9 protein-coding genes are annotated in these 12,742 nt (G+C 70.5%); 3 read left to right on the plus strand and 6 right to left on the minus strand.

All coding sequences use genetic code 11. From position 1 onward, the window contains the following. Nucleotides 1-143: 143 nt before the first annotated feature. The 3 genes from WME85_RS00240 to fadI form a co-directional block, all read right to left on the minus strand. On the minus strand, nt 144-1,124 hold the full coding sequence (locus tag WME85_RS00240; protein WP_437834051.1) for an SDR family oxidoreductase: 981 nt from the start codon (nt 1,122-1,124) through the stop codon (nt 144-146). A gap of 282 nt (nt 1,125-1,406) precedes the next feature. Further along, nucleotides 1,407-3,635 carry a fatty acid oxidation complex subunit alpha FadJ gene (gene fadJ, locus WME85_RS00245; RefSeq protein ID WP_437834053.1) on the minus strand — a complete coding sequence of 743 codons (2,229 nt, stop codon included), beginning with the start codon at nt 3,633-3,635 and terminating at the stop codon, nt 1,407-1,409. Then, nucleotides 3,632-4,942, minus strand: coding sequence for an acetyl-CoA C-acyltransferase FadI (gene fadI / locus WME85_RS00250; RefSeq protein WP_437834054.1), 1,311 nt, complete (start codon nt 4,940-4,942; stop codon nt 3,632-3,634). Before fadI ends, fadJ begins: the two co-directional genes overlap by 4 nt. Nucleotides 4,943-5,198: 256 nt before the next feature. On the opposite strand from fadI, the gene WME85_RS00255 reads away from it, so the two are divergent. After that, on the plus strand, nt 5,199-5,423 hold the full coding sequence (locus WME85_RS00255) for a hypothetical protein (RefSeq protein ID WP_437834056.1): 225 nt from the start codon (nt 5,199-5,201) through the stop codon (nt 5,421-5,423). After that, nucleotides 5,420-5,626, plus strand: coding sequence for a hypothetical protein (locus WME85_RS00260; RefSeq protein WP_437834058.1), 207 nt, complete (start codon nt 5,420-5,422; stop codon nt 5,624-5,626). The genes WME85_RS00255 and WME85_RS00260 overlap by 4 nt, the downstream gene beginning before the upstream one ends. Before the next feature lie 182 nt (nt 5,627-5,808). Here WME85_RS00260 and WME85_RS00265 read toward each other — a convergent pair whose 3' ends face one another. The 3 genes from WME85_RS00265 to WME85_RS00275 all read right to left on the minus strand — a co-directional run bounded on the left by WME85_RS00265 (nt 5,809) and on the right by WME85_RS00275 (nt 9,876). Further along, nucleotides 5,809-7,752 (minus strand): CBS domain-containing protein, encoded by a 1,944-nt coding sequence (locus WME85_RS00265; RefSeq protein ID WP_437834061.1) that lies wholly within the window; start codon nt 7,750-7,752, stop codon nt 5,809-5,811. Between the two features lie 197 nt (nt 7,753-7,949). After that, the gene (locus WME85_RS00270; RefSeq protein ID WP_437834063.1) at nt 7,950-8,846 is read right to left on the minus strand and encodes a hypothetical protein; all 897 of its coding nucleotides are present in this window, start codon (nt 8,844-8,846) and stop codon (nt 7,950-7,952) included. 175 nt (nt 8,847-9,021) lie between these two features. Further along, nucleotides 9,022-9,876: a hypothetical protein gene (locus WME85_RS00275; RefSeq protein WP_437834065.1), complete on the minus strand. Its 855-nt coding sequence runs from the start codon at nt 9,874-9,876 to the stop codon at nt 9,022-9,024. Nucleotides 9,877-10,372: 496 nt separating this feature from the next. Here WME85_RS00275 and WME85_RS00280 point away from each other — a divergent pair, with 496 nt between their 5' ends. Beyond that, nucleotides 10,373-12,709, plus strand: coding sequence for a serine hydrolase domain-containing protein (locus tag WME85_RS00280; protein WP_437834067.1), 2,337 nt, complete (start codon nt 10,373-10,375; stop codon nt 12,707-12,709). Nucleotides 12,710-12,742: the final 33 nt, after the last annotated feature.

The following is a 12,742-nucleotide window of genomic DNA, read 5'->3' on the forward strand; positions in this document are numbered from 1 at the left end:
ATCAAATCGTTGGTCGGGGCGCAGCATGCCGGGCAACCGTGGAGAACACGTCACAGGACCCCCGAGGTTGGGAGACACCCCGGGGACGGCGGCGCGTCAGGATGGCTGGCGAATCGCGTACGGAAGGTGCCAGAGCGGCGATGTCATCGTGGCCTGAGGCGCTCCACCGCCGCGGCCGGGATCGCGAGCGCGACGCGGACGGCCGCGCGCATGGCGTCGCGCAGCGCGGCGACTCCCGACGTGGCGCGCCAGCCGCCGGTCACGGAGGTCCAGTGCTTCATGGGGACGAAGATGTTCCCTTCGGTGTGCGGCGCCGCCCGATCGAGGAAGGTCGTCCTCGTCACATACGCGGCGATCACCGGCTCCGTGAGGCCCGGGAGGAGGGCGAGCGCCGCGGCGGTGATGCGGCCGGCGGCGCCGACGTACACCTCGCGCCTCGGCCGCTCGGCGAGCGAGACCATCGCCTTCACGACCTGCTCCGGGCGGGCCACCGGCGGGATCGGCTGGACGGCGCGGCCAGTGTAATTGCCGGCGTGCTGGTAGATCGGGGTGTCGACGGCCGAGGGGAGGAGCGTGCAGACGTGGATGTCCGGGGTGCTCAGGAGCTCCTGCCGCAGGCAGGACGCGAGGCCCATGGCCCCGAACTTGGAGATCACGTAGGCGCTCATCGTGGGCGCGCCGAACTTGCCCAGGGCGGAGATGTTGTTGATGAGCACACCGGCGCCCTGCCTGCGGAAATGGGGCAGCACGGCCCGCGCGCCGTGCACATAGCCGAGCAGGTTCGTCTCGATGACCTGACGGTACGTCTCGTAGGGCGCCTCGTCCGCGCGCGCGTAGAGGAACACCGCGGCGTTGTTCACCCAGACGTCGATCCTGCCGAACGCCTCGCACGCGATGCGGGCGAGATCCCTGACGGCGCACTCCTCCCGCACGTCCGTGGGCACGGCGAGCGCCTGTGCGCCGACGCTGGCGCACTCCGCGGCCACCTCCTCGAGGGCCGCCGCGTTCCGCGCGGCGATGACGACCCTCGCGCCGCGCCGCGCGAACGCGATCGCCGCCGCCCTGCCGATCCCCGAGGACGCCCCGGTGATGACGACCACCGAATCGCGAACGCACTTCCGCATGACTGAATACCTCCCGCGCGATCTGCCCTTGCTCGGGAGATGAGCAATGCGCGGGCCATCCTGTGCCGGGCAGACGGTTTGCGATCGGTGAACCGTGAGAGATCAGAGAATTTGAACCACAGAGGCACAGAGGCACAGAGGGGAGAGAATGGATGAAGATCGAGAGACCATGGACCACGGCGGCACGGAGGGACGAGAGATGTATTTCTCTCCTCTGTGCCCTCTGTGCCTCTGTGGTTCAAATTCTCTGCTTTGAGCCGCCTCGACGTTCAGGGCGCCGCGTCAGTCGTAGAAGTGCTTGCCGGTCCTCGCCGCCTCGACGAGCGCCGGGGCGGGCGTCCAGCGCTTGCCGAAGCGGCGCTCGTAGACCTCGATGCGGCGGAGCACCTCCGCGGCGCCGAGGCTGTCGACGTAGCGGAACGGGCCGCCGCGGAACGGCGGAAAGCCGAGGCCGAAGATCGCCCCGATGTCGCCGTCGCGCGGGCTCCTCAGGATGCCCTCGCCGAGGCAATGCAGCGCCTCGTTCACGAGCTGGAGCGAACACCGCATCTGGATCTCCTCGACGGGCACCGGGGGCCTGTCCTTCGCCGCCGGCACCGGCAGGCCGAGCACGGCATAGACGCTCTCGTCGGCGTGCTTCCCCTTGCCCTTCTTCCTCGCCGCCGCGCCGTACAGGTACATCCCACGCTCGTTCTTGCGGCCCTTGCGGTCGTCGGAGACCAGCTTGGCCATCGTCGGGGGCGGGGCGAGCCGGTCGCCGAACGCCTCGAGCATGATCGGGCCGACGTGCGCGGCCACGTCGATGCCCACCTCGTCGAGCAACGCCAGCGGGCCGACCGGCCAGCCCCACGCCACGAGCGCCCGGTCGATCTGCTCGATGGCCACCCCCTCGGCGAGGAGCCAGCTCGCCTCGTTCATGTACGGCCCGAGGATGCGGCTCGTGTAGAAGCCGACGCCGTCGTTCACGACGATCACCGTCTTGCCCTGCCGCTTGCCGACCGCCACGGCCGTGGCCACCACCTCGGGAGACGTCCGCTCCGTCCGGATGACCTCGAGCAGCGGCATCTTGTGCACCGGGCTGAAGTAGTGCATCCCGACCACGTTCTCCGGCCGCCTCGACCCGGCCGCGATCCGGGCGATCGGGATCGACGACGTGTTCGACGCGAAGATGACGCCGTCCCTGCCGCTCGCCTCGACCTCGCGCAGGACCGCGTGCTTCACCGCGAGATCCTCGAACACCGCCTCGATCACGAGATCGGCGCCCTTGAGGCCCGAGGTGTCGGTCGTCGCCGTGAGCAGCGCGAGCTTCTGGTCGCGCTCGAGCGGCGTGAGCTGCTTCTTCTTCACTCGGTCGCCGAGGATGTCGGTCACGTACTTGAGCCCGCGGCCGAGCGACGCGTCGTCGCGATCCTTGAGGCGCACCGCGATGCCGGCGTTCAGGCTCACGTAGGCGATGCCAGCGCCCATCAGGCCGGCGCCGAGCATCGCGATCTTCTCGACCTTCCTCGGCTGCACCGCGGGGTCGTCCACGCCGGTGTCCTTCTTCATCGCGGTCGTCGCGAAGAAGATCTCCATCAGCCGGTGCGCCGTGCTCGAGACGACGAGCTCGCCGAAAGCCCGGGCCTCGACGTCCCGCGACGCCTCGAACCCCCGGTCCGCGTAGGCCCGCAGCACCTCGATGATCCGCTCGGGCGCCGGGTAGTGCCCGCCGGTTTTTTCACGCGTTTTCTTCTGCGCTTGCTGGAAAAGTACAGCGCGACCGATCGGGTTCTGCTCGAGGGCGGCGCGGGTGAGCGCGGCGGCGTCGAGCTCCGGCGCCTTCTTGGCGCCGCGGGCCGGCCGGAACGGGGGGCCGCCTTCAGCGAGCTTCAGCGCGAGCGCCGCGGCCGTCTCCTGCAGGATGGGCGCGGGGACCACGTCGTCGGCGACGCCGAGCTGCCGCGCCTTGGACGGGCGCATGTTCTTGCCGGTGAGGCCGTGGTCGAGCGCCGCCTGCAGGCCGGCGCGCTCCGCCAGCCGCTGCAGCCCGTTGATCCCGGGGAGCAGGCCGAGCTGCACCTCGGGCAGGCCGAGCACCGTCTTCCGGTCGTCGCTCAGCACGCGCGCGTGGCAGGCGAGCGCCACCTCGAAGCCGCCGCCGAGCGCGGCGCCGTGGACCGCGGCGACGACCGGCTTGGGCGAGCGCACGATCCCGAGGACCGCCTCGTGACCGGCCCGGCAGATCGCCTCGGCCTGGGCCGCCGTGGTGACGCTCTTCAGCATGTCGATGTCGGCGCCCGCGATCCATGTGTCGGGCTTGCCGGACACGAGGATGGCCGCCTTGATGAGCGGGTCGCCGGCGATCCGGGCCATGATCCGCGCGAGATCGCCGGCGAACGTGGGCTTCAGCGTGTTGACCGCCTCGCCGGGGACATCGTAGGTCACGACGGCCACGCCGTCGGGGCGGACCTCGAGGGAGATGGGGCCCCGCTCCGCGGCGGCCTGCGCCGCCTGGTCGAACGTCGTCGTCATGCTGCCTCCAGGACCACGGCGGCGCCGAGCCCGCCCGCTGCGCACACGGTGAGGAGCGCGTGCCGGCCGCCGCGCTTCTTGAGCTCGCGGAGCGTGGAGAGCACCATGCGCCCCCCCGTGGCCGCGAAGGGGTGGCCGAGCGCGATCGAGCCGCCGTTCACGTTGAGCTTCTCCGGGTCGATCTCGCCGACGGCCTCGGAGCGGCCGAGCTTGTCCGCGGCGAACGACGGCGACGCGAGCGCCTTCAGGTTGGACGCGACCTGGGCGGCGAAGGCCTCGTGCATGTCGACGAGGTCCATGTCGGCGAGGGAGAGGCCGGCGCGGTCGAGCGCGCGCGGCGCGGCGAGCACCGGGGCCATGAGGAGCTGCCAGCCGGGGTCGACCGCGGCGTAGGACCACGACTTCACGTACCCGAGCGGCTGGTAGCCGAGCGCCTTGGCCTTGCCCTCGCGCATCAGGAGCAGCGCGCTCGCCCCGTCGGTGAGCGGCGACGCGTTGCCCGCGGTGATGGTGCCGTGGCGGCGATCGAAGGCCGGCGACAGCTTCGCGTAGGCCTCGAGGGTCGAGTCGTCCCGGACCACGTTGTCGCGCTCGACCGGCTTGTCGTACGGCGGGGGGATCACGTGCATGACCTCGGCCGCGTACGTGCCGTCGCGCCAGGCGCGCGCGGCGTTCGTGTGCGAGCGGTGGGCGATCGCGTCCTGCTCGGCGCGCGAGATCCCGTTCTGCTTCGCCATCTTCTCGGCCGCCTCGCCCATCTGCTCGCCCGTGGTCGGCTCGCGCGAGAAGCCGGGGACCGGCGGCACGATGTCCTTCAGGGAGAGGCGGGAGAGGATCTCCAGCCGGGCGCCGAGCGTCCTCGCCTTCTGGAGCTCGGTCAGCGCGCCGGCGAGCTTCCGGGAGACGCCGAGCGGGACGTCGCTCATGCTGTCGGCGCCGCCGACGAGGGCGACGTCGTGCTGGCCGGCGAGCATCGCCTCGGTGGCGCTCGTCATGGCCTGGAGCGACGTCGCGCAGGCGCGCGAGACGCTGTAGGCGTCGATGTCCTTGGGCAAGCCCGTGCGCAGCACGACCTCGCGCGCGATGTTGAGCCAGTCGAGCGTCGGCACCACCTGGCCGTAGACGACCAGCGTGACGTCGCGCGGGCTCACCTCGCTGCGCTGGATGAGCTCCTTGACCACCGTGGCGGCGAGATCGACGGTGCGCAGCGCCTTGAGCGCCGTCCCCGCCTTCGTGAACGGCGTGCGCAGCCCGGCGACGACCGCCACCCGGTCCTTGCCGCTCTTCCCATTCTTGCCTGAAGCCATGTCGACTCCTCTGCTGCCGGAGAGCCCACCGCGGGCCCACCCCGCGCGCCCCGCGCAGCCCCCCGGATCCCGGCTGGCCAGAGCACGCCGGTTGGGCGGAGATCCTTAGGAGGGCTAACGCGACGTGTCAACCTCGCGCGGGCGAGGAGCGCGGGGCGGAGAGCGCGCTTCACGAGGGGAGACGGAGGAATATCGGCTGGACGAACGCGAACGCTAATTTGGCCTACATCGGCCCTCCTCGATAGCGTGATGGGCCATGCGGAAGCTCATTCGATTCAGCGCATTGCTCTGCGGCGCGTCGGCGCTCGCGGGGTGTGCCACGTTCGCCAGCGACTCGGCGCCGGCGGCGCCGGGCTACGTGTATGTCACCGGGTACAAGAACCACTTCTTCGGCGGCGTCCGCCCCGAGATCTGGATGTGCCCCGATCAGCCTGGCAAGGGGGAGTGCACGCCGGTCGAGGTGACGGAGGTGGGCGAATGAAGCGTCTCTGGATTCTGGGGCTCCTGATCGCGGGGCTCGGCGCCACGGGGTGTCAGGCGAGCTACACGAGCATCCGTCAGATCGACGCGACTCGATACCAGATCACCCGCACGAAGCAGGGCTTCTTCAATACCTACGGCACGCTCCTCGACTGCCAGGCGCGCGGCGACGAGATGACTTGCTCCGAGATCAGCGACCTGTGAGCAGACCGGTTGAAGAATAAAGCCGCCAAGAACGCCAATAGACGCCAGGTGGATTGTTGCTGGCGTCTCCGGCCATCCCGGCCCTTTTTCTCTCTCGCCCTCTCTTGGCGCTCTTGGCGCCTTGGCGGTTCACTCTTTCTTCGTTTCTTCTCTTCTGTCGCCCTGGGGGCCGCCGCGCACGCTCACGCCTCGCGCAGGAAGGCCTCGAGCAGCCGCGCCGATACGTCGAGGAGATCGCGCTCGGTCACGATGCCGACGAGCCGCTCGCCGGCCACGACGGGCAGGCAGCCGACGCGCTGCTCGCGCATGATCCGCATCGCCTCCAGGGTCGGCGTCTCGGGCGTGATCGTCACCGGATCGGGCCGCATGATCGACGCGACCGTGGGCGGCGCAGCCCCGTTCGCCGCCGCGGCGCCGCGGGCGACCAGCCGGAGCAGCGCGCGGTGCGAGACGACGCCGACGAGCCGGCCCTGGTCGTCCTCGACCGGCACGTGGCGCACGTGCCGCCAGTCCATGACGCTCGCGGCGAAGTCGACGATGTCCGTGGGCCGCACCGTGAAGAGATCGGTCGACATGAACTGGCCCACGGTCCGGTAGCTGTCGCGCAGGAGGTCCCGGTCGACCTCGAGCGCGGCGGGCTCCCAGGTGTGCACCGGGCACCCTGACCCGCCGCTCCGGGCCTCCTCCCGCTGGCGGGCGAGCATCGCGGCGCAGAGCGCGCGGTGCTGCACCTCCGGGGTGCCCTGCCCGGCCATCGCGGCGAGCGAGCCGAGCGCCCACTGCGCGCCGGTCTGGCCGCGGCGCACGCGCTCCTCGACGACGCCGAGGTAGCGGTCGATGTCCGCGGCGTCGATGCCCGCCTCCGACAGGCCAGCCCGGGCGGCCGGGAGGAGGCGCGAGAGGATGAGCTCCGGGGCGGCGAGGCTCTGGCCGCCGAACCACGTGAGCTGCGCCTTGAGGCCGTGGCGCGCCGCCGCGAAGAAGTTCGCCTTGGCATCCTCGAACGACATCTCGAGGTCGACGCGCGGGTGCTCGGCGGCGAGCCCCGACATGAGGCCGAAGAAGAACGCGGCGTTCGCGACCTCGTCGAGGACCGTGGGCCCCGCCGGCAGCGCGCGGCTCTCGATGCGCAGGTGCGCGACCCCGTCCACGACCCCGTAGCAGGGGCGGTTCCAGCGGTAGATGGTGCCGTTGTGGACGCGCAGGGCCTTGAGGTCCGGGACCTCGCCGCGCGCGAGCACGGCGGCCGGGGGCTCGCCCGTCTCGGCGGTCATGATCACGCGGAACCGCGCGATGTCCTCGCGGAAGAGCTCGAGCGCGCCGGCCTGGACCCAGCCGTCGCCGAAGTGCACGCGGGGCCGGTGCTGCCGGCTCTCGCGGGCGCTCGGGCGGGTGTCGATCGAGCTCTCGAAGAGGGCGATCCGCGTCTCTTGCCAGAGCCGCTGCCCGAGGAGCAGCGGCGAGTTGACCGCGGCGGCGAGCACGGGCGCAGTCACCGCCTGCGCCAGGTTGTAGAGCGGCGCGAACTCGCGCGCCCCGACCTGGAGGTGGACCTGGAAGCTCGTGTTGCACGACTCGAGCAGGATGTTGTCGTGGGTCATCTCGAGCTCGTCGAGCCCGTGGATCGACACGCGGAAGTCGCCCTGGCGCAGCTGCAAGAGCGTGCGGTTGAGCTCGTGGTAGCGCGGCGAGGGGGTGAGGTTCTCCAGGCGCAGATCGCCGGCGCGCAGGGTCGGGAGGATGCCCGCGAGCAGCACCTCGGCGCCCACGGCGCGCGCGGCCTCGGTCGCCCGCCCGACGACGTCGGAGAGCTCGGCCTCGAGGCGCCGCAGGCAGTCGCCGCCGAACGGCAGCGGGGAGAGGTTCGCCTCCAGGTTGAAGCGCGCGAGCTCGGTCGTGAGCCGGCCGTCGGCCGCCCGCTCGAGCACCTCCGGCGCGAGCGGCGCGGGCCGGAGCGCGCGGTCCACCAGGAACATCTCCTGCTCCGCGCCGATCCGGCGCACGCCCGACTCGATGCGGTCCTCCTGGAGGAGGCGCTCGAGCGCGTCCACGTCGTCGAGCAACGCCCGCATGAAGGCCTGAAGCTGCTCTTCGTTCGCCTGCTCGGAGACGTGCTGCTCGCCCATGCCGGCCACCGCCTTTCGCCCGCGTCGTTCGCGGTCCGTCGCAGCCTACGACGGGAGGCGGCGGGCGCGAGAGCTCCCTCGCCGAGAGGCGGGAGCAGAAGGGAAGAAGCGGACGGAAGCGGACGGAAGCGGACGGGAGCGGACGGGAGCAGAAGGGAAGGAGCAGGCGAGCGGCGCGGCGCCGGTCCCGCGCGGGCTCAGAACCGGTGGCCTACCGCGAGCCGCAGCGTGGCGACCTTGTCCTCGGCGAGGCCGAACCCGAGCGGCGAGTCGAGCGCGACGAGCAGCCCCGCCCGGCCGTAGAAGCCAGGCTTCTCCGGCGTGTAGCTGACGAACGGCTCGAGCGCGAGCTGCGCCATGTCGTCGCGCGTGAGCGTGAGCGCCGCCTGCAGCCGGAGCCCGCCGCCGAGGGCGCCCTTGCCGCGCATCTCGAGCTCGCTGCCCTGCTCGAGCACGAGATCGACGCTGCCCCCGCTGATCGGGAGCGCGAGCATCACCGCGGTGTCGGCGCGGTACACGAGGCGCGTGGCGACCTCGGCCTCCACGCCGCCGCGGACCTTCAGGGGGAAGTGCGCGGGGATGAGCCGGTGGAGGTCGTAGTAGGCGCGCGCCGGGGCGGTCGCCTGCAGCGCGGCGCGGGCGTCCGCGTTGGGGTCGGTGATGACGGGGATCGAGAGCGCGCCGCCGCCGAAGACGGCGAGCTTGCGCGACAGGGCGCGCGCGTAGTGGGCGCCGATCGAGGGGTTGCCGAAGAGGAGGCTGCCGGCGCTGCTGCTCTCGTCGACGCCGAGCCGATCGGCCCGGAACGAGGCCGAGACGTTGCCGTAGGCGAGCGGCAGCTCCGCGTCGAGGAGGAGCCGGTCGCGCCACTGGAGCTGGCCGACGAGGGCGAAGGTCAGGCCGAAGGTGCTCACCTCGGCGTCGACGTCGTCCATCGACCAGTCGGCCGACTTGCTCAGGACGTCGAGCTGGAGCTCCGCGCGGGAGCCCTGGGACTTGACCCAGCTGCTCTTCTTCTCTGCCGGGGCGGCGAGCGGCGCCGCGAGCCAGAGCGAGAGCAGGACGGCGAAGGAGAGCAGCGGCTTGGCGTTCAATCAGGCCCGGCTGCGATGACTAACATGGCTCGGCCCGTCTGTGGTCGTCGAATGGCGCCCTCGGGCGCGCGGCCCGGCGTCTCGGTCGCGCGTTGCGATGCGGAGGAGATGCCGCGACGCGCTGCCAGACGGCGCGCTCCCGCAGGACGCACGATGTGGTGTGAGAGGAGGCGCTCTACGGCCGGCGCGAGGCAGGTCGGGTCGAGTCGGAGGCGGGCGCCCCCTGCTCGGCGGAGCCGGCGGGGGCCGACGCCGGCGCATCCTCGTCCTCGTCGCTGTCGTCTTCGTCTTCCTCTTCGTCGTCAGCGTCGTCATCCTCGTCGTCGCTGTCGCCCTCGAACAGCAGCGAGGGAGCGCCGTCGCTGCCGTGCTCCGCGAAGATCGCGTCGGCGGTGATCGCGAGCTCCTGCAGGCGCTCCGCGTCGACGGGGCCGTACACCGCGAGCGCCATGACGCGGTCCTGCACGAAGAGCCACGCGTCGGGGAACTCGCGCAGCGCATCGCGGACGCGCGTCGAGAGCCACCGGCCGATCGCCTTCGCTTCCGGCCCCTCGACAAGGAAGTGCTCCATGAACTCCGGGTCCTTCTTGAACTGGACGCCGGTGTTCGGGGCGCGCGTGCCGTCGAGGATGGGCAGCGGGCACACGGTGAGCCGGGGCGCGGCCTTGGCGAGCTTGGCCAGGACCACCTGGTACTCGCTGCCGTTCTTTGCGTCCGGCCCGACGACAGCGACGTAGGCGAGCTTCGGGACGAGCTCGAAACGGGCGATCACCGCGCCGCCGCCCGTCTCCTGCAGCATCCGCTCGAGGCTGCTCGGCGCCGAGCGGACGGGGCGCGGGCCGACGATCTCGGCGCTGGTCTTCCGGCTGTCGCGGTACCCCCCGGGCCGGCGCGCCGTCGCCTTCGGGGTCATCAGCGCGCGCCACCGGACGAGCTCGCCGTCGCGCCGCGCCTCGTGGCGCGTGCGCAAGCCGGTCAGGAACCAGACGACGAGCAACGCCAGGGGACCTACGTACCAGAGCCAGGGCATGGGGCGGCGATGCTAGCAAAACTCGCCGCGGCGGTGGGGCGCCGCGTGCGCGCGGGCGCGGCGAGCGCGCAGGCTCAGCGCCTGCGGGCGGCACGGCGGTGAAGCGCGCTGCCGATGCGGTCCGCTCCGGGATCCGGGATTGCGGGACAGCACGCCCGAACCGTGACATGTCACGCCCGGACCGTGACATGTCACGCCCGGACCGTGACATGTCACGCCCGAACCGTGACATGTCACGCTGGGCGGTTCGTCCTTTCGGCTGCGGTTGTCGTCTAGACAGTCCTGAACACGACATCGGGCATGGCCTGAGGATTGCTGTGCAGCCCTCCGCCAGAACGATTCCGCCAACACCTCCGGGCTTGATCGGCTCGCTGCGGGCGGGGGTGCGAGCGCTCGACAGCCTTGATCACTCCGGCGCTGCCGGGAGTCGGCGGCTGCGGCGCGATGAAGCGGCTTCCTGCAGGTGGACCGGCGACTCTAAACGATAGGTGAGCGAATGAGGAATATACGACTCCTGAGTGCCCTGCTGTTCGCCGCCGGTGCGGGATGCACCGAGACGGACATCGATGATTCTCGGCCCGATTCTGAGCAAGCGCTGGAGCCGATCGCGGAGACCACGCTGGAGCTCACGGGCGCGACGCACCCGATCAACTGCGGGTACGACAACGGGCGTCTGTGCCAGGGTGCCGGCACGCTCGCGAACGGGGTCACCCATCAGGTGCCGTGGGATCCCTGCTACGGGGGTGCCTTCACGTGGACCGCGTCCGCCAACTTCGAGGCGAACTTCGACCGGATGTGCGTCGGCGGCGTCGCCTCGCCCGGGACTGCGGGCGGGTGTAGCGGCGGGGTCGAGCTCACCGGCTCGGGGAGCTTCAGCGGAAGCTCCCCCCTGGGCAAGGTCATGCTCAGCATCGCGACGGACGTCAGCATCCAGAGCGCTGGTCTGACGAGCCTTCAGGCCACATGCGACGAGCCGCTCGTCGCTGGGGTGTACCGGACCGGCAGCAATACGATGCAGCAGGCGCTCGTGCTCGGCAGGCTGTGGGACGACTTCGTCAGCGACTGGAACACCCAGGCGACCCAGGGCAAGCTCCTGTCGCGGATCGGGATGTTCTACGACGCGTCGAACACGGCCCGCTTCGACGGCCTTTTCGTGCAGGGCAGCGGCCCGTACGGCCTGAATGCCGGCATGACGCTGGCGCAGCTCCAATCCCAGAAGGCCGCTAACGCGCTGAACGGCATGGAGATCTCGGATGTCGAGGTGCAGCAGATCTCGAACGGGGTGGTCTACATCGGTGTCTGGCGCCCAGGTACGCGACTGCAGGAGATCTACGACGGGACGGCCGCCAATTTCTGGGCGTGGTCGACGCCGTTCACGAACACGGGATATCGCCCGTCGGACGTCGAGACCTACTACGACAGCGCCGGCGTGAAACGGTACACGGTGGTGATGACGAAGACGTCTGGGCAGTCCGGCTGGGTCGCCGCGATCGATCAGCCCTATGACAAGTTCGTGCGGGCGTGGCGCGACAACACGGACGCCGGCTGGCAGCTCACCGAGCTCGAGACGCACATCAGCGGAGGCGTGCGATACTACGACGGCTTCTTCCACTGGGGCGGGACCGCAGCGCAGGACTTTGTGGGCGGCTCGCGCTTGCAGCAGTTCTCCACGACGTTCCTGCAGAACAAGGTCGACGGGCTCGAGCTCGTCGATTTCGACCGGTACAAGGAGGCGCGGACCTCTGGTGATCCGATGAAGGAGGAGAAGCTCGTCAGGACGAGCTATCCCGTCGTCGCGCCGACCTGGATGGCCGAGATCGACGACCACTTCATGAACGTGGTCGGCGGCGAGGCGATGGGATACACGGTCGCGCTGATGCAGTCCGGCGAGCTCTTGGGCGCCAGCTCGGTCGGCTACGCGCAGGCGCCGAGCGACGGCAACAAGCTGATGACGCCCGACGCGCAGTGGGATTGGCTGAGCATCACCAAGGCGCTGACGGCGCTCGCCGCGTTGAAGGTGAGCCAGGATGCAGGCATCAACGTGGCGACGGAGAAGCTGATCCCCCACGTCCAGAACGATCTGCCCGGCAGCACCCTCGGCGCCCCGAACTCCAACGATCTCTGGAACATCACCCTGCTCCAGGCCATGACGCACCTGTCCAACCTGAAGAACGGGGGGTGCGACAACGGGCCCGGAACCTGGGAGTCGAACATCAACACGTCCCTGTTCAACGGCCCGCTCGGCAGCTACAGCTACTCGGGATACAACGCGTGCATGCTCCGTCTCTTCGTGGAAGAGGTCAGCGGCATGAGCTTCCCCGCGTACGTCGACGAGCACATTTTCAGGCCGTTCGGGATGCATAACGTGGATTGCTTGAAGGACGCAGAGCGCGTCGAGGTGCTGGGGTACAGCCCGCCGCCGAACTACTACGCGAGCGGCGCGGCGCCGTATTCGGAGCCCAACACGTACTGCGCCGCTGCAGGCATCAAGGCCACCGCCCTCGATCTGCTGTCGCTCATGCAGGGCATCCGGACGGCCGGGCCCGTGTTCAACGCAGCCAGCCTCCAGCTGATCCGGAACAACGACATCAGCTTCGGGTTGAATTTTTGGTCCGGAATCGGGGGCTCCGCGAGCGCCGGTGGGCGCCCCCCCGGCCTGCAGACCTACGTCGCGCAGTTCCCGGTATCGCAGGGCGCCACAGTGGCCCACTTTCGCGATCCCGCGAACTACACGAGCGGCATTGACGCGGTGTTCTTCCTGAACTCGGGCCTGCCTGCGGACGCGGGGTGGAAGCAGCTCTTCGAGGCGATGGCGATCGACCCTACGCCGTGACTTACCTGGATTGAGCTAGCGCGGCAACCATGT

Origin of the sequence: Sorangium sp. So ce1153 (genome assembly GCF_051521595.1) — a bacterium.
Lineage (GTDB): Bacteria > Myxococcota_A > Polyangia > Polyangiales > Polyangiaceae > Sorangium.